The following is a 16,532-nucleotide window of genomic DNA, read 5'->3' as shown; positions in this document are numbered from 1 at the left end:
AAAACACAATCAAATTAAGGACGGTGTATTTGTAACAATGAAAAAAGGGCTTACAAAATGGTTTACTGGAATGATGATTGGAACACTGCTTTTGACAACAGCGGGATGTGGAGGAGGTTCCGCTCCGGCTGCGAATTCTGAGTCAGAAGGTGCAGGGGCTGCTAAAATCGGTGTCGTTGCCTATCTGTCTGGGGGGGGAGCCGCCTATGGTCAGTCACAGAAGGAAGGTCTGGACCTCGCTAAGGATGAAATTAATGCCCTAGGAAAGGTCAAAATCGAGCTCGTCTACGAAGATTCCCGTGGGAACAATACCGAAGCAATTAATGCGGTCAATAAATTAATTAACAAAGATAATGTCGTAGCACTTATTGGGCCGACCCTGAGTGGAGAAATGTTTGCGAGTGGGCCGATTGCTAATCAGTCAGGAGTTCCAATCATGGGAACTTCAACCACGGCTGAAGGGATAACTGATATCGGGGAGTTTGTCTTCCGAAATGCTTTGCCAGAGTCTTCAGCAGTTCCCCAGGCCGTCAAGATGGCTGTTGAAAAGTATAACCTAAAAAAAGTAGCTATCATGTACTCCAGCAATAACGACTGGGCTGTGTCCGGTTATAAGACGATGGAGCAAGCCCTTAAGGATAATGGGGTGGAAGTGTTAGCTACCGAGACATTTGCTGATAAGGATACGGATTTCTCCGCTCAGCTGACAAAGATTTCCTCATTAAAGCCAGATGCCGTCATGGTATCAAGCCTCTATCAGGAAGCAGCTCTCGTTTTAAAGAAAGCCCGAGAAATTGGGATTACTGTCCCCTTTGTCGGTACGAATGGCTTTAACTCTCCAGAGTTGATCAAGATCGCCGGAAAAGCAGCAGATGGGGCGATTGTTGCGAGCCCTTGGTACCCAGGTAAGGAAAATGAAAAAATCACAAAGTTTGTGACCGATTATAAAGCAAAATACAATAAAGTACCCGATCAGTTTGCTGCCCAGTCTTATGATGCGCTATACATCTATGCCAGCGCTTTGGAGAAAGCCGGGTCAAGCACGGATCGCGCAAAGCTGCGTGACAGCCTTGCAACCATTAAAGATTTCCAAGGTGTAACAGGAAAGTTTGCTTTTGATGAAAAACGGAATCCCTTGATGGACGCAACTGTTTTGATCGTTAAGGACGGTCAGTTTACGGAACTAAAATAAACTTTGGGAGTGAACGTCTTGTTCTGGCAACAATTGGTCAATGGCTTAACATTGGGAAGCACATATTCATTAGTCGCTTTAGGATATACCCTGATTATGGGGGTCCTAAATATCATCAATATGGCTCACGGAGAGGTATTTATGTTCGGGGCCTTCGTCGGATTATTTCTGGTGAATTATCTGAAGGTAAATATCTTTGTGGCCATGGCTGGTGCCATGGTGGCCAGTGCGTTGCTAGGTATTCTTCTGGAAATGCTGGCCCTGCGTCCCCTGAGACGCCGGGCCGTTTCCGATCTGGCTCCTTTAATTAGCACAATTGGGGTATCGATCTTTCTGGAAAATCTAGCTTTAAAGATCTTTGGGCCGCAATCACAGGCCTTTCCTGCGGGAGCATTATCAGGAGTTCAGTTGCAACTGGGGCCGATTCGAATTACCCTTGTCCAAATTGTAATTCTTGGGATATCCTTCGGCTTGATGTTTGTTCTTCGTTTTTGGCTGTCTAAAACTCGTGTTGGCAAAGCCATCCGGACAACTGCTGAGAGTATTGAGACTGCCAACCTGCTCGGTATAAACACTAACAAAATTATCTTATTAACCGTTGCACTCGCTTCAGCATTAGGTGGAATTGCAGGAGTTCTTGTTGGACTCTCTATTAATGCTGTGGAACCTACTATGGGATTAAGCATGGGCTTGAAAGGGCTCGCTGTTCTGATCCTTGGTGGAATGGGAAATATCACCGGAGCGATGCTGGGAGGTCTGATTTTAGGAATTGCCGAAGTATTCACTGTAGCTTACGGAGCATCTTCCTATAGAGATGCCGTAGCCTTTGGAATAATTATTTTGATTTTATTCATTCGTCCTCAAGGACTTTTTGGGAAACGACAAGGGGGACGATTTTAAATGGATATTATACTAAACCAATATTATCTTCAAATTGTTATATTTGTATTGGTGAATGCCATCCTTGGGGTGAGCATTTATATGACGCTCTCAACCGGACAGTTATCTTTGGGAAATGCCGGCTTTATGAGCATTGGAGCTTATACTTGTGCGATTCTGACCGTAAAAGCAGGCTTTCCCGTCTATCTGGCCGTCCCTATCGGTGGTGCTGCAGCAAGTTTCATTTCACTAATCATTGGATATCCGGCTTTACGACTCACTGGGATTTACCTGGCTATTGCCACGCTCGGATTTGGAGAAGTTGTTCGAGTAATCATTTTGAACTTAAAAATCACTAATGGTGCCTTAGGGATATCCGGAATTCCAACCCTTGGAACAAAGATCAGCAAAATGTTGTCTTCCTTTGGTTTATCGCGGTTTGGAGGATTAACCGCTCAGCAGACCAGTAACTTGCTGGTTTTAGTTGTTCTGATTTTCATTCTCGCTTTTCTGGTATTTTTCTGTACAAGACTTAACCGTTCACGAGTCGGTCGAGCTTTTGCATCTATTAAAGCCGATGAGTCTGCAGCCGAAGCTATGGGAATCAATACGACGTATTATAAACTGCTTGCCTTTGCTTTAGGAGCTTTCATCGCTGGGATGGCCGGCGGTCTGTCTGCCCATTTAACCTTTTTCATCGGGCCAAAGGATTTTGCTTACCACCGTACCGTTGAAATCCTTTCTTTTGCTGTCTTAGGTGGAAGCGACCTAATTATAGGTCCAATTGTCGGAGCATTACTGCTAACCATGTTGCCTGAACTGTTGCGTTCGGCATCTGAATACCGCCTGATGATTTACGGCGCACTAATGGTCATTATGATGGCCTTTCGTCCTCAGGGACTCATCAGTGAGGAGACGGTTCGTTTCTGGAAACGCAAGCTTGGAAGGAGGATTAAGCAATGACATTAGTCCTTGATCAAGTGAGTAAAAGCTTTGGCGGTTTGGCTGCCTTAAGTGACGTTAGTTTTAAGGTCAATGACGGGGAAATTATAGGAATAATTGGACCTAATGGTGCTGGAAAGACGACGCTCTTTAATCTAATTACTGGAATTTTCCCTCCTACTGAGGGGAAAATAAGCTACCACGGTAAAAACTTGTTAGGATTACGGCCGTATAAGGTTACAGCGTTGGGCTTAGCTCGGACATTCCAGAATATCCGTCTTTTTGGCCATATGAGTCCGCTGGACAATGTCATGGTCGGGGCACACTGCAGAACTAAAGCCGGCGTATGGAGAGGATTATGGCGTACTCCCGCTCAGCGTAAGGAAGAGAAATCAACCAGAGAACGAGCCCAGGCTCTGCTGCAGTTGGTAGGGATTGAAAATGACACAGATTCTCCCGCGGGGTCGCTCCCTTATGGGCAACAACGCCGCTTGGAAATTGCCAGGGCACTCGCAACAGAACCCGAGTTAATTCTTCTCGATGAACCCGCTGCAGGGATGAATGAGAGTGAAACCGAAGACCTGCGTCTTCTGATTAAGAAAATACAAATGATGGGGAAAACCGTCGTTTTAATTGAACATGATATGAACCTAGTAATGAACGTCTGCGACCGACTCGTGGTGATTAATTTCGGACAAAAGATTGCTGAAGGTACCCCGGCCGAGATTCAGAAAAACCCATTGGTCATTGAGGCGTATTTAGGCCGGGAGGAGGCGTAGAGATGCTGAACATTAGCGGTTTGTCAACGAGTTATGGCAGTATTAAAGCAATCAAAGGAATAGACCTGGACGTTCCCCAAGGCTCGATTGTGTCCCTCATCGGGGCGAATGGAGCTGGAAAGACGACTACAATGAACTCTCTTGTTGGGCTTCTCAAACCTCAGGTTGGGCAGATTAAGTTCCTGGGCCAGGAGATTCGAGGTTTAGCCCCCCACAAAATCGTAAACTTAGGAATGTCTCTAGTGCCGGAGGGACGTAAGATTCTAGCAGGGATGACGGTTCTGGAAAACTTGGAAATGGGAGCCTATCAGCGGAAAGATAAAGAAGTTCAGGCGGATTTAGCGAAGGTTTTTAGGCGTTTTCAAATCTTAGAGGAACGCAAACAACAATTAGGAGGAACGCTTTCTGGCGGACAGCAACAAATGCTGGCGATCGGCCGTGCACTCATGGCCAGACCTAAGCTTCTATTGCTCGATGAACCCTCCATGGGCTTGGCACCTCTAGTAGTTTCTGATATTTTCAAAGTTATTCAAGAGATCAATCAGGAAGGTACAACCATACTTCTCGTTGAACAAAATGTCCGTCAAGCCTTAAAGATTGCTCACTATGCCTATGTTCTGGAAACAGGAAAGATCGTCCTGCACGGAAAAGCTGAAGAGGTTGCCAAGAATCCTCGTGTTATGGAAGCCTACTTGGGCGGAGCGAAGGCAGATACCTAATAAATCAAGTTATTTCGTTTATTCATTGCTTTAATCCCCCCCTTATATCCATAGGCGTGGGGATTATTTTTTACGAAGGGTTTTTTTATTTATGCCTGCCGGTCCAACCAGTAAACCGAAGAGAGGAGATAGTTTACCATGGGAAATAAAACCTATAAAATCGTGAAAAGCAAAGTCACCGAAGGACTCCATGATATGGAATCTCGGAAGGGTAGATTTAGAGCTTTTGATGCGATTCGCCCAGCCATGTTGAAGATGGTCCCCAATTATCCCGAGCTTTCTAACCGTTTGCGTAAAATCAAAGAATACAGTATGGGGCATTTGGATGAAGTGATCGCAAAAGCACAACGATCATTGGAAGAAAAGGGCTGTAAAGTATATCTAGCTGAAACTGCTGAAGATGCTCAGAAGTATATTGCAAGCCTCATTCCGGATCAAGGCTTGGTCGTTAAGTCCAAGTCAAATGCCGGTAAAGAAATCAATATTTCACATTACCTCGAAGATCGTGGCGTGAAGGTCGTAGAAACTGATCTTGGAGATCGAATTAATCAGCTGGCAAAGTGTGAAGCGAGTCACTCACTGGCACCAGCTATCCATATTCCTATTGAAAAGATAACCAAGCTCTTTTCTGACGAGGAGGGAACCCAATTAGAATGCACTCCCGAAGCGCTGGTCGTTTCTGCTCGTAAAGGACTCCGTGATTTTTTGGTTAAAGCGGATGTGGGGATCTCCGGAGCAAATGCGATTGCAGCAGATACGGGGAGTGTTTTCGTAACTGAGAATGAAGGCAATATTCGGGCGGTTTCGATGATGCCTAAAGTTCACATTGTGATCGCAGGTGTGGAAAAAATCGTCTCTTCCCTTGAAGATGCTATGCAAGTTGTGCGAGCCGCAGCGGTTTACGGCGTAGGACAGGACATAGGAACCTATGTTTCCGTGATCTCAGGAGTGAGCGAAGCTCTTGATCCTGATCTTGAGGAATATACGCACGGTCAAGGCCCTAAAGAAGTGCACATCGTTTTATTGAAAAATGGACGTAAGCAAGCGATTGATGCAGGCTTTAAAGAGTCCCTTTATTGTATCAATTGTGGAAGTTGCTTGAACTTTTGTCCAGTCTATGCGGAAGTTGGCGGCAAATACGGATATAAGTATCTTGGGGGACGCGGCTTAGTCTTTGCTGCCTTCCATGGTGACTTAGAAAAGTCTGAAGAAAATGGCTTATCTCTCTGTATCGGTTGTCAAAAGTGTCAAACTGCCTGTCCCGTACAGATGGCGACCCCAGCAATGTTATGGAAACTTCGGCAAGATGCTGTAGCAAAAGAAGGGGTAGGTTGGAAGAAGGATTTAGTCTTCTCGATGTTAACCAAACCCCGAACACTGCCGGTAGTAAGTAAACTAGCAACAACCTTCGGGAAGCTGGCCTTAAAAGAGTCTGATATGGGGATGACTTCCCGTTTGACGTTCAATTCATTCGGGTTACCGCAAGAGCGCGTGATTCCTCGATTCTCAGACAAGTCTTTTATGGAAATCGCCAAACCTAAAACGATTGCTAAACCGATTAAAAAAGTCGGTTTTTATCCTGGGTGTGTAGTCAATTACACGGAGACAGATCTTGGAGAAGCTCTTCTTCATGTTTTAGGTGAAAATAACGTTGAGGTTAAACTTCCCAAAGAGGATGTTTGTTGTGGAATTCCTAGTATAGTGAGTGGAGATTTAGATCATGCCAAAACCATGGCTCTAAAAAACATCGAGACTTATAGTTCTTTTGATATGGATGCTTTGGTTTTTGTTTGCCCAAGTTGTGCTGTCGCTTTTAAAGAAGAGTACCCTAAACTGTTTGCGGAGGATTTCCCTGAGCTTCAGGAAAAGGTAAAAAGACTTGCTCTGAAAGTGAAAGATATCAATGAATTTCTTATCCAAGATATTGACTTAGAGCTTCCTGAACAGGGAGTTATGGAAAAAGTAACCTACCATGATCCTTGTCATCTCGCTCGAAGTATGGGTGTAAAAAAGGAACCCCGAGAAATCATCCAGATGATCCCTGGGGTGGATTATGTGGAAATGCAGGATGCCGATACGTGTTGTGGGTTCGGTGGTTCGTTTAGCTTAAGTTTCTATGAACTCTCGCAACGGATTAACGAAGGAAAATTAAAGACCGTCACCGACACCCAGGCTACCACCCTGGCGACGAGTTGTCCCGGATGTATGGTTCATTTCCGTGATGGGATTGCTCAGCACAAAATGAAACAAAAAGTTTCTCACGTGGTTCAGATTCTTAGCCGCGCCTATGGGAGGAGATAAGCAGAATGAGCAGTACGAAAGTTCGAACTATCTTAAAACAAATCAGTTCTCGCCGCGACACACTTCTTAAAGAGTATCCGAATTTGGCTAGCCAAGTACAGGAGATCAAAAGCACGACTGCGGCTAATCTTAAAGAGTATGTGAAAAAAGCAACTTCTTCCCTCAAAGGTAAAGGATGTCATGTGATCTTTGCTAAGAACTCCACAGAAGCTCAAGAGCAAATCCTGAAAATCCTGGCGGGTCATCAGAGCGTAGCCATGAGTAAAAACTCTGTTTTCACCGAAATTGCTCTGAGAGAGTATTTAAAATCAAATAATGTTGAGATTCTCAATACCGACCTGGGGGAAAGAGTTGCCGGGAATAAGGTCGAAGCACACCCTTGGATTGCCAGTATCAATACGCCAATCTCCAATAAAGAGTGGGTAGCCCAAATTAAGGATGAGATCAAGCAGCAGGCGGCCCACATGCAATATGGTATTACAGGTGCAGAGGCTATCATTGAACAAAATGGAACCCTGGCCCTGTTAGAAAGTGAGGGAAACGTACGATTTACCTCGAATCTTCCATATAACCATATCGTGGTGGCAGGAATCGATAAAATCGTCCCCTCTCTCGAAGATGCTTTGAGCATTTGTCGGGCGATCAGTGTATATGGATTAGGTAGAGATATTCTTAAGTATATTTCCTTTATCAGTGGCCCCAGCAGAACAGCCGATATTGAGTTTAGAATGGTCCAAGGTATGCATGGTCCCAAAGAGGTGTATGTCATTTTACTGGATAATGGACGTTTGGAAACATCTGAAAATCAGCAGTGGGATTTGCTTAAATGCCTGCACTGTGGAGGATGTCTCGTTGATTGTCCAAAATATCTTGAAGAGGGATTAGAGAGGGGTTATTATTACTCCGGCAAAAGAGCAAACGTCTTAGCAGCTTTTTTGGAGGGCTCCAAACAAGCTGAAGATCCGGATTGTGGAGACTGCTCATTGTGTAATGAAAACTGTCCTGCAGGTATTCAAGTTTAGCTCCGTGCGCTTATGGGAGGTTCCAATGCAGTTTGAAAAGATTACGAAACCTCAGCGAACGTCTCAAGAGGTTTTAAAACAAATCAATAACTTGATTATCGAAGAAAAGCTCCATCCCGGCGACCGACTGATGGGTGAAAGGGAAATGGCTGGCGAGTTGGGAGTTAGCCGGACCACTTTGCGTGAAGCGCTAAGAACTATGGAGTTCTTAGGATGGGTTGAAATTAAGCCTGGAGGCGGCACTTTCATACGGAATGCACAGTTAAATGACGTTATTAGCCCTTTAGCTTTAGCCTTATCGGTAGAGCCGACACGAATAGAGGAACTGTGGGAAACGCGTATTACCCTCGAAGTCGAATGTGCGGGTTTAGCAGCATTGCGAGCCTCGGAAGAAGATTTGCAGATAATTTCCCATGCCCTTCGTGATATGAAGTCATCGTTAGAAGATCTGGACGCTTATGCTAAAGCGGATATGCGGTTTCACTTTTTGATTACGCAAGCTTCCCAGAATTCGATGATGAATCGACTATTGCAGACGTTTGTAGTCCATATTTTAGAACTCATTAAGAAAGCCGGACCGCTCCGTTTTAGTCATGACATCGGGGGACTATGCACGATTCAAGAACATATCTCAATCTATGATGCTATTGTCAGTCACAACGCGGAACAATCCAAGATTCTTATGAGAAAGCATCTTGAGGGCTCAAGGAGCGAGGGCTAGTCCCCCACGAACATTCTCAGGACAAGCTGAATAGAATATATAAATCCCCCCTCACTCTTATGACCAAACCGTAAGGGGGTGAATTGACTTGATTCTAGGAGTGCTATTCCTAATTATTATATTGATTATAATAATTAGCAGGCTCAGAGAACCGGCTTAGTTTTATAGTTCGGGCTTAGGTATTAAACCTAAGCCTCTTTTTTTATCCTATGCATTGTTCTTTTAAAAACCATTCATGCTTACAAATTTTTGCCAGTATTCTTTAGACGAAAATAACAAAAAATAGATTTGTTACAAAGTTAAAAGGAGGTTTATATAAATGATGGGAATGATGAAACGCAAAAGCAGTTTATTCAGTCCTCGCTCTTTAGTTATCCATGCTATTGGTATTAGTGCAGCGGTTTGGTTAGGCAAAATCTGGGGAGATAATGATCGTATGTTTGACTGAGACAGAGCCGTCCGTAAGGGCGGCAATTTTTATTTACACCTGACGAACAAAAAGGAGAGCGATTAGGCTCCCCTTTACTGCTTCTCTACCTTTTACAATTTTCAGATTCTCTTAATCACCTTAACTAATCGATCATACATGTAGTTCGACATTAGCTTATACCCCTTGTCATTTGGATGAAGTCCATCTTTCATGAATGCGTCCAAGTCAACTAGATCTTTAGGAAATGCACTCCAGACATCTAATAAGTTTGACCCAGTCTTAGCAGACACATTAATAATTGCTGTTCTGATACCCATAAATGAAGATTCATCTAATGAAACCATCGGAGGTTCCACAATGCAAAATATATCTGCGTTAGGAGCTTTGCTTTTAATGATACGGATTAACTGAGTATATTTTCTACTGAACTGGGATGGAGTATAAAAATTTCTATCATTTCTTCCTACACATATAAATACAACGTCTGTACTACTTTCTATTTCTGTTGCTCTCGTTAAGCAATAATCAATAAGAACTCCTGATAAAGCTTTGTTATCCCAAACAATGTTGTTTGAATACGTCTTGTACAAAGATCTTCTAAGATCTTTATTCCAACCATTTTTTATGGGATCTGAAGCGCCTTGACTAACAGCAATTGAATCCCCAAGAATTACAGCTTTAACTCTATCGTTTTTTAACTTTCTAATCCCTTTCAAGGTCTGAACTTTAGCGACCGTTGCAGTATTCACTGCTCTCTCTGCTGCCTGTACTGTTTCTGGAATACCAAAACTTAAAGTAGTGAACACCAGTGTTGCGGATAATACATACATGATTATCTTCTTCATTGTCTTTACTCTCTTTCTTGTGCCTAATACTACAATTTTCTAAATTACCTCGTCATAAACCAAGCATTAAAAACCACAAATATTCGCTACTAATTTCAAATTGCTGAAGGGCTAACTAATAAATATCCTCTAATACTTTGACTTTCCAGTCCCAATCATCTCATAACTTTCTCGAGAAGTAAGGGGAAACTTGTCGAATTATAGCAAAAAACTCCCATCGTAACCAACGAGAGTCATAAGTACGCATTGTTCAGTCGATCCTACTATAGCTAAAAAAGCATTTTTATTTTAGCCTGGGTAGCACTATTTAGTACTATTGAATTTATCGCACTCAAAATAGGACACTTCAGATATTATCATGGATGGAATTTATATTGGTCTATCGGCTTTAATATCTATTCATTTCTGCTTTTAAGAATTCATTTTAAAAATCCTCTATTAGCATGGTTTTTTGCCGCTTTATTGGGCATCTCCATAATATTCCATTTTAAGATACCGATCAGCAGCATGAAATAAATTTATTCATTCACGCATTCAGTTTAAGTCATAAAAATAACGCCCCCTTTTTCAAGGCGTTTGTCACTTTTGCAAATGCTTAAGCCAAAAAACAAGCGCGACTCCAATCACCCTTGTTCCTCAATCTTCATCGTTCATGTGAGCTCCGTGATTAAACAATAATAGTAACCCAACTACAACTATGTAAGGGATTAACCATTTCATAAAGATTCCTCTTTCACCATTTTGTGACTTATTCCGTTAATATAGTGTTAAATAAGTATATTTCCTTTGATCATTTTCTACAAGGTCCGTTAGTCCTATCTTTGTAAAACAAGTCATTTATCCTCTTCTTTGACTCTCATCAGTATTCCTTGGTATCTATCTAAGGCGGTATGCAACTCATGACACGCAGCCACGACTTCTAGATTTGTATAGCATTTATCCTCTTTTACCTTGATCGTGCTTGAACGTAATTCTTCGATTTGATTTACTATTTCATCTAGTTCAGACAAAGTAATCCCTCCTAATTAGTTAGGTTATTAGTATGCCCATCTATAAAAATAAAATGGGAAAAACAATTCAAATTTCTTAGTGTAAATTCGAAGGAAATAAACATCATTCCTGCAATTTAGGAGATACTGTTTAAATAATAAGTTAAATAAAGGAGGGGTTCTTTTTGAGCCATAAAGATGAAGCTACAAGAGAAGCTTTAGCCAGTGAATTAGGAGAACTTAAGGATAAATACTCCCATTTGCAGCAGACTTATACTAAGTTAAGGCACCAAATTTCTGCATCACAACACGGACAACCTGAGGATAAACTTTATCGGGGGACAAATCTTGAGGCCGTCAGTGAACTAGGCCATTCTTGATAAAACAGAAGCCCTGTATATCAACCGTTCATCCTGACCCGTTGATATACAGGGCTTCGCTCTGCTGATTACCTTGCGACTTCCACTGCCAATTTTAAGAGATTGTTTAGTGGCTATCCTCTAAAATCGTAGGCCATTCACACTTAATGGACATGCAGCATAGTATATATCAGGTGCCTTCTCATCTTATGGAATCCCAAAATGAGGAGGTGAACAGATAATGTTTATCTTTGGATTCCTAGGGTTTTTAGCGTTTTTAATTGTATTATTACTATTAATTTCTCCATGGTTTGGGCTCATAACAACAAGAACAACTACAACAGCATAAAGGTTGGCCCAGGAAATACCTGGGCCTTTTACCTTGGCACTTGTTCCGATCATATCTACCGAGAACAACCAATGGACATCAAGGGGCTGGCGTCTGGTACTGCCGAAATCATGGTGAGGACCGAGGATGGAGGTTTGAACGAATTAATTAAACCTAAAAACAATGGGGAATATGAATGCAACAATTGCTGTCCAAATGAAATAAACATAGAGATAATCTGTCTGCCATTTTATTATCTTAGAGAAATCAAACTTCCTCTTGAAATACCCGATATATAACCAGGCAAGTCCGGCCAGGTTGCCCAGCAAAGCCAGATTCTCCCCCAGCGCGGCCAGCTTATTGGGGGTAATGCCAAAGGCGGACATGCGGAAAAGTATAGCCGATAAAGCAACCCCGTCGATAACCAGGGCCGTCAGGATCAGGGCTAGATTCAAGTAATCAAACAGGTTGGCTGGCTGGCGAATATCTCTCGCCGAAATGACGTACAATACCAACCCCAGTACTAAAGCCAGCATAAGATCGAATGCAATTAGGAACTCTCTTTCCATAAATGGACTATTACCGGTAATAATCATAACTATTAAGAATGCTGCCATAATTATCAGGAAGAGCGGACTGAATATTTTGGCCAAAATGGGTGCAAAGTTCTCCACCACGCTTTTTTTGGCCTCTACTAAATATACAGTAATCATGGCTGCCGCACACCCTCCATAAATCAGTAAATACTCTGCAAGAAATTTTTGGACGTCAATTTGGATGGCTTGGAAAATAACTAGCGTGAACAGGAATAACACCATTACACCTGCCATGACTAATACACCATAGATAAAGGCTTCACCTGTGAAGCGTATAAAATTCATTCTCCCTTTGCTGCCTTGCCACTCCCTGCCTATATATGTTGCTCCGACGACCAACCACAAAAACAAAGGAAGATGAAAGATGGTAAGAACTTCTGTATGGTGAGGATCAAATGACGGATACACATTGATAATCACCGCTGCTAGGATAAAAATCCCCAGTATCGTTACCCATGTTTTTAACTCTGATTTCCTCTTGATTAAGAAAAATGCCGATATAAAAGGCAAAATAAAGAAACTAAAGTTTTTAATGAAGACTATTTTAATTTCACCGTCTTGATCGAGTAATCCGAAACCAAAAAGCTCAGGAATTTTGAACAGTGTCCCGGCTAGCAACGCAAAAATCACCACCAGGGTAATATCGCGCCGATTCAGCTGCTTGGCCAGTGAATCTATCGGATCTACTAATAAATGTTTCCACAGGCTCTCAGTATTTACTTTGGCAAACTCATGTGAGATCGCAACGACATTTCCTAAACGTTTGACACTAATTAAAAATGCTTCATCTGGCGTGAGTCCTGCTACAATTAAGTCCTCGATTTCGTCCCGCAAATGATTCTCCAATTCATGAATATCGGCATCGCTTAAATTACCACGGGCTCTCAAATGATCGCTCCACGAATGAATCTGTGTTTCCAAATCAAACATCTTGATCCTCCTTACGAATTACTTTCTTCATTCCAGGTCCTAGCAAGAGCATTATTAACTATCTCCCACTGCTTTTTTTGGAGTTCTAACTCGGTTAACCCACTCTCTTTAATCCTGTAATATTTACGCTGCCGGCCTGCCTCCGATTTACTCAAGTAAGATTCAATTAACAGATGTTCTTCCAGACGATGTAATACCGGATACAACATACCTTCCGTCCAAATTAGTTGATTCTCAGACATCTCTTTCACGCGCTTGATAATCGCATAGCCATAACTGTCGTTTTCCTTGAGAATGGCCAAAATGAGTGGGGTAGCAGAGGCGGCTACCAAGTCTTTAGATACATTCATTCAATCCCCCCGCTATACCTAATACTTCTATGTATAGAATACCTAGATGCTCTATGTGTGTCAACTGTAAGTCCAAATAATTAACCATGAATTCGCACGCAAGGCCCCCGGCAATTCAAATCACGCCGAGGGCCAGTTTTGTTGAAAGTATTTGGTCAAATTAATTAAATGAACCCCTTCCTTAAATAATCAGCCATTTGGGAAGGGGTTCATTTATTTAATTAAAGATAATTATGGTTTGTTTTTATATATAATTTACTAGGCCTTTAGTCCTATTGCCAAAAGGAATTTCGTCTATAGATGTAGAATGTCATTCCGTTTGGAGAATTTAGATAGAAAGGTATTATCCTATTTTCTGTTTTTATTCAAAACTTAAACTTCAAATACCGAACCTATAATTGTTATATTAATGTTTAACTACCCAAGAGTATAAGAAACTCCATTTTTCACAACTAAAGAAAATGGTACAGGGTTAGGCATCCCAATGTGTTATAACATTGCACGAAGGCATTTTGCGAAGATAGAAGTGAAGAGTGGCTCAGAGGGAACCACCTTTTTGATCCGATTTCCCCAACATATCGGGAACGGAGCTATATGATAAATGTCATAAAAACCAGAGGAACCGATTTTTCGTCTGGTTGTTCAGCCTTGCACCGCTGCACTACCTAATCGAAACAGCTGTAGCAAATGGAGTGCGCGAGGCGTACTTTAACCTGGTCGAGGGAACGTAGAGTTGAAGATGATGTCCACGAAATACAGACAGCGAAAAAGGAGAGCAGGGCTATGCTCTCCTTTTTATGTACTTTACAATATCTTCTTCATTTGGCTCAAGTAAAACTGACTAATTAATTCGTCAAGCCTTTCACTAGCTCTTACCACTTTGGGATCCGTGAGATCTTTATCTGAAGCAATTTTTTGCATTTCTATTCTTAACTCTTCTATTTGTTCGGTGACTTTGAGTTTCATTTCTAGAACACCATCCTAAGCAAAATTGCACCCTTGAATATTCTAGTATTATGTATTACTAACTTCAATAGCATTAAAGGTAAGGTTTTGTCGAAAGGTATGATATGTGGCTACAGAGAAACTACCTCATAAAATAACAGCCTCTACTGTTTCCGATGAAGGCTAAGGTATGCTTTCACAGAAATATGGAGCCTTACATCTTATACAAAAACTACTACAAGTACTGAGAACAAGTTCGTAACCTTTTTGGACGAGCACACATATAGTATATCGTAGCTGCCATTTATTATTTTTCCTCTCAAAGAGATAGGGAGAGCCTGGGCAACTCTCTCTATCTACATCTTCCACAGAAACCACTTGCAGGTATTAACCTCATACTTGATCTCGAAAGGTCGGAGCTCTCCCTTAATCTCGCCCCGACATCGGAATACTAGCATTCGATTGCCAGCAAGCTTTTCTTCTGTCATTGAGATTACCTGCTCGATCTTGAGTTCTTTATCGTTAAACTTTAGGCGTAGTGGGTGCGATGTGCCGTTCTGTTCAAAGTGCGCAATTACCTCAATCGGTTTCATGAGAACTTTCATGGCTTCCCACTCCTTGTACTGATCTTCAATATACTTCTCTGAATCAACATAAGCATTTCTTAGTAATTTAATGATATTAAACCTTGGCTTAAGCTTAACAATCAAGTAAAATGGCATTAATTTTTTCAAAAAGAACCATATCTTTTACGAACCTAAAAAGTTATATTATTCCTGAATTATATATTCAATACCACTAAACTCTTAATTAATAATATAAAGGCGAGATATAAAACTCCCGCCCTTTATATTATCAAGTGACTATTTATCTAAATTAAACTACGAGGATTAGTTAGGATTCTTAAGAAATGATTGGCTTCCCTAAGCACGTGATCTCCTAACAGCGGGATAATTATCGATCTTATCTGACATGCTAAAAGTCCCTCAGTAGCAGTAGCTTTGAAATCCCTTATATCCCTTGTTGCCCTAGTTTCTTCCCTAATCAAACTTCCAAGTAAAAGTCTAGCTATAATATTTTCTTCTGCTCGCTGGACTTTACCTTGAAGCAAAGCAAACAAATCAGCAAACGTATCAGCTGTATCTATTAAGGCAACTTCGGTTGGATCCAATAAATGAGAAATAAATTGAGCATGTTCTTTCATTATTCTATCCCAAAAGGCTTTTTCCGAAATAATTTCCTGGGTAGGATTAACCTGTTCCCTTCTTTGGAGGCGTTCCAATTGTTGAACAAAAAAGATAGCTTCCCGTCTAATATGGTCTATCAACAAGGGAAAGTTAAACGTAAACAAAGTGCAATCTAGCATTTGATTAAGAATTCTAGTTTTAAACTGAATTAGCTCCTGGGTCAAGGCAATAGCTCTTTGGTTTAAGTTTGCTACCGCGTTCGCTAGGTTTGGGTTTGGTACACCAGGCTCAAGCTCTAGTTCCTCTAAAGTTAATTCAGTATCAATTAGTATGCCTGAAAGTTCAATAGTTTTTTGCTCTGCTCTGAGGGTTTTATCAGTAACCACTTCCCCGGAAGAAAGAACTATTCTGCTGATATTTCTATTAGCTAAACCTACAGTCTCCTGTAAAAGCGCATTAAATTGTTCCTTAAACTGATCCGCCTGACTGGCCAAGTTTAAATCCTTTGGTAAGAACCCTGCTTCAAGGAAAAACGAATGTTCCTTCATAATGCGTAAAAAAAACAAGTTTGCTTCTAAGGACAAACGCACAAAATCAGCCACTGATATCCTATGACCCATTTTTCTCCCCCCTATCCAAAGTCTTAGTACATACTATTACAATCTTAGGACAAGGGTGACAAACACTTACCATCGCTCCTCGGTCAAAGGCTTGTCCTTTTTCTTTATTCTGTAACCGTGAGTTATCTCATGGCATGCATGGCACAAAGGAATAAGGTTCCTTCTCTCTTCACCTTGGAATATATAAGTCTTACTCAAAGCTAATCGAGGATGCTTTCTAACATACAGAACATGGTGAACCGCATCAGCTCATTTGTAATACCCTCGCTCCTTACAATGCAAACATTCATATTTGTATTATGGAAGACTTCTGCTCGTAACTGTGAATGGTAAACTAAAGCATACACATTTACGTCAATGAAAGCATACAGGTTTCTGCCACAAAGCATACAACTTTT

General features: G+C 41.6%; 18 protein-coding genes and 1 pseudogene. 11 read left to right on the top strand and 8 right to left on the bottom strand.

Annotation, left to right across the window (positions count from 1 at the left end):
- Window positions 1-37 precede the first annotated feature (37 nt).
- The 9 genes from M8E35_RS22495 (at window position 38) to M8E35_RS26595 (ending at window position 9,003) form a co-directional block, all read left to right on the top strand.
- On the top strand, window positions 38-1,192 hold the full coding sequence (locus tag M8E35_RS22495) for an ABC transporter substrate-binding protein (protein WP_252472719.1): 1,155 nt from the start codon (window positions 38-40) through the stop codon (window positions 1,190-1,192).
- Between the two features lie 18 nt (window positions 1,193-1,210).
- Window positions 1,211-2,092, top strand: coding sequence for a branched-chain amino acid ABC transporter permease (locus M8E35_RS22490; RefSeq protein ID WP_073032535.1), 882 nt, complete (start codon window positions 1,211-1,213; stop codon window positions 2,090-2,092).
- Entirely contained in the window at window positions 2,093-3,034 is a 942-nt protein-coding gene (locus M8E35_RS22485; protein ID WP_252472717.1) for a branched-chain amino acid ABC transporter permease, read from the top strand.
- Window positions 3,031-3,792, top strand: coding sequence for an ABC transporter ATP-binding protein (locus tag M8E35_RS22480; RefSeq protein WP_252472715.1), 762 nt, complete (start codon window positions 3,031-3,033; stop codon window positions 3,790-3,792). The genes M8E35_RS22485 and M8E35_RS22480 overlap by 4 nt, the downstream gene beginning before the upstream one ends.
- Before the next feature lie 2 nt (window positions 3,793-3,794).
- Complete coding sequence (locus M8E35_RS22475) at window positions 3,795-4,511, top strand: ABC transporter ATP-binding protein (protein WP_252472713.1); 717 nt, start codon at window positions 3,795-3,797, stop codon at window positions 4,509-4,511.
- 138 nt (window positions 4,512-4,649) lie between these two features.
- Window positions 4,650-6,812: an LUD domain-containing protein gene (locus tag M8E35_RS22470; RefSeq protein ID WP_252472711.1), complete on the top strand. Its 2,163-nt coding sequence runs from the start codon at window positions 4,650-4,652 to the stop codon at window positions 6,810-6,812.
- Window positions 6,813-6,817: 5 nt separating this feature from the next.
- Entirely contained in the window at window positions 6,818-7,834 is a 1,017-nt protein-coding gene (locus M8E35_RS22465; protein ID WP_252472709.1) for an LUD domain-containing protein, read from the top strand.
- A 25-nt stretch (window positions 7,835-7,859) separates the two neighbouring features.
- A complete protein-coding gene (locus tag M8E35_RS22460; RefSeq protein WP_252472707.1) occupies window positions 7,860-8,555 on the top strand; it encodes a FadR/GntR family transcriptional regulator in 696 nt (231 codons plus the stop codon).
- A 319-nt stretch (window positions 8,556-8,874) separates the two neighbouring features.
- On the top strand, window positions 8,875-9,003 hold the full coding sequence (locus tag M8E35_RS26595; protein WP_289710975.1) for a hypothetical protein: 129 nt from the start codon (window positions 8,875-8,877) through the stop codon (window positions 9,001-9,003).
- Between the two features lie 101 nt (window positions 9,004-9,104).
- Here the strand turns inward: M8E35_RS26595 and M8E35_RS22455 are convergent, their stop codons facing one another.
- Entirely contained in the window at window positions 9,105-9,830 is a 726-nt protein-coding gene (locus M8E35_RS22455; protein WP_252472705.1) for an SGNH/GDSL hydrolase family protein, read from the bottom strand.
- An 833-nt stretch (window positions 9,831-10,663) separates the two neighbouring features.
- Window positions 10,664-10,840, bottom strand: coding sequence for an aspartyl-phosphate phosphatase Spo0E family protein (locus M8E35_RS22450; protein WP_252472703.1), 177 nt, complete (start codon window positions 10,838-10,840; stop codon window positions 10,664-10,666).
- A gap of 164 nt (window positions 10,841-11,004) precedes the next feature.
- Between M8E35_RS22450 and M8E35_RS22445 the strand changes: the two genes are divergently transcribed.
- Window positions 11,005-11,199: a hypothetical protein gene (locus tag M8E35_RS22445; RefSeq protein ID WP_252472701.1), complete on the top strand. Its 195-nt coding sequence runs from the start codon at window positions 11,005-11,007 to the stop codon at window positions 11,197-11,199.
- A gap of 471 nt (window positions 11,200-11,670) precedes the next feature.
- Here M8E35_RS22445 and M8E35_RS22440 read toward each other — a convergent pair whose 3' ends face one another.
- Together M8E35_RS22440 and M8E35_RS22435 are read right to left on the bottom strand one after the other, a co-directional pair.
- On the bottom strand, window positions 11,671-13,032 hold the full coding sequence (locus M8E35_RS22440) for a permease prefix domain 1-containing protein (protein ID WP_252472699.1): 1,362 nt from the start codon (window positions 13,030-13,032) through the stop codon (window positions 11,671-11,673).
- An 11-nt stretch (window positions 13,033-13,043) separates the two neighbouring features.
- Entirely contained in the window at window positions 13,044-13,382 is a 339-nt protein-coding gene (locus M8E35_RS22435) for a PadR family transcriptional regulator (RefSeq protein ID WP_252472697.1), read from the bottom strand.
- A gap of 451 nt (window positions 13,383-13,833) precedes the next feature.
- On the opposite strand from M8E35_RS22435, the pseudogene M8E35_RS27060 reads away from it, so the two are divergent.
- A pseudogene (locus M8E35_RS27060) lies at window positions 13,834-13,980 on the top strand (two-component sensor histidine kinase); the annotation flags it as partial.
- A 206-nt stretch (window positions 13,981-14,186) separates the two neighbouring features.
- Here M8E35_RS27060 and M8E35_RS22430 read toward each other — a convergent pair.
- The 4 genes from M8E35_RS22430 to M8E35_RS22415 form a co-directional block, all read right to left on the bottom strand.
- Window positions 14,187-14,348 carry an aspartyl-phosphate phosphatase Spo0E family protein gene (locus M8E35_RS22430; RefSeq protein WP_252472695.1) on the bottom strand — a complete coding sequence of 54 codons (162 nt, stop codon included), beginning with the start codon at window positions 14,346-14,348 and terminating at the stop codon, window positions 14,187-14,189.
- A gap of 335 nt (window positions 14,349-14,683) precedes the next feature.
- A complete protein-coding gene (locus M8E35_RS22425; RefSeq protein ID WP_309446499.1) occupies window positions 14,684-15,061 on the bottom strand; it encodes a hypothetical protein in 378 nt (125 codons plus the stop codon).
- A gap of 137 nt (window positions 15,062-15,198) precedes the next feature.
- Window positions 15,199-16,134, bottom strand: a complete 936-nt coding sequence (locus M8E35_RS22420; protein WP_252472693.1) for a DUF2935 domain-containing protein — start codon at window positions 16,132-16,134, stop codon at window positions 15,199-15,201.
- Between the two features lie 200 nt (window positions 16,135-16,334).
- A partial coding sequence (locus tag M8E35_RS22415) for a hypothetical protein (protein ID WP_252472691.1) occupies window positions 16,335-16,532 on the bottom strand: 198 nt, incomplete at its 5' end.

Source organism: Desulfosporosinus nitroreducens, assembly GCF_023897015.1.
Lineage (GTDB): Bacteria > Bacillota > Desulfitobacteriia > Desulfitobacteriales > Desulfitobacteriaceae > Desulfosporosinus > Desulfosporosinus nitroreducens.
This window is presented reverse-complemented; position numbering and strand designations above follow the sequence as displayed.

Bases quoted from the DNA above. Each gene is read 5' to 3' on its own strand.
- M8E35_RS26595 (WP_289710975.1), top strand. From the start codon at position 8,875: ATGATGGGAATGATGAAACGCAAAAGCAGTTTATTCAGTCCTCGCTCT.
- M8E35_RS22495 (WP_252472719.1), top strand. From the start codon at position 38: ATGAAAAAAGGGCTTACAAAATGGTTTACTGGAATGATGATTGGAACA.
- M8E35_RS22420 (WP_252472693.1), bottom strand. From the start codon at position 16,134: ATGGGTCATAGGATATCAGTGGCTGATTTTGTGCGTTTGTCCTTAGAA.
- M8E35_RS22480 (WP_252472715.1), top strand. From the start codon at position 3,031: ATGACATTAGTCCTTGATCAAGTGAGTAAAAGCTTTGGCGGTTTGGCT.
- M8E35_RS22430 (WP_252472695.1), bottom strand. From the start codon at position 14,348: ATGAAACTCAAAGTCACCGAACAAATAGAAGAGTTAAGAATAGAAATG.
- M8E35_RS22460 (WP_252472707.1), top strand. From the start codon at position 7,860: ATGCAGTTTGAAAAGATTACGAAACCTCAGCGAACGTCTCAAGAGGTT.
- M8E35_RS22485 (WP_252472717.1), top strand. From the start codon at position 2,093: ATGGATATTATACTAAACCAATATTATCTTCAAATTGTTATATTTGTA.
- M8E35_RS22435 (WP_252472697.1), bottom strand. From the start codon at position 13,382: ATGAATGTATCTAAAGACTTGGTAGCCGCCTCTGCTACCCCACTCATT.
- M8E35_RS22455 (WP_252472705.1), bottom strand. From the start codon at position 9,830: ATGAAGAAGATAATCATGTATGTATTATCCGCAACACTGGTGTTCACT.
- M8E35_RS22475 (WP_252472713.1), top strand. From the start codon at position 3,795: ATGCTGAACATTAGCGGTTTGTCAACGAGTTATGGCAGTATTAAAGCA.
- M8E35_RS22440 (WP_252472699.1), bottom strand. From the start codon at position 13,032: ATGTTTGATTTGGAAACACAGATTCATTCGTGGAGCGATCATTTGAGA.
- M8E35_RS22465 (WP_252472709.1), top strand. From the start codon at position 6,818: ATGAGCAGTACGAAAGTTCGAACTATCTTAAAACAAATCAGTTCTCGC.
- M8E35_RS22470 (WP_252472711.1), top strand. From the start codon at position 4,650: ATGGGAAATAAAACCTATAAAATCGTGAAAAGCAAAGTCACCGAAGGA.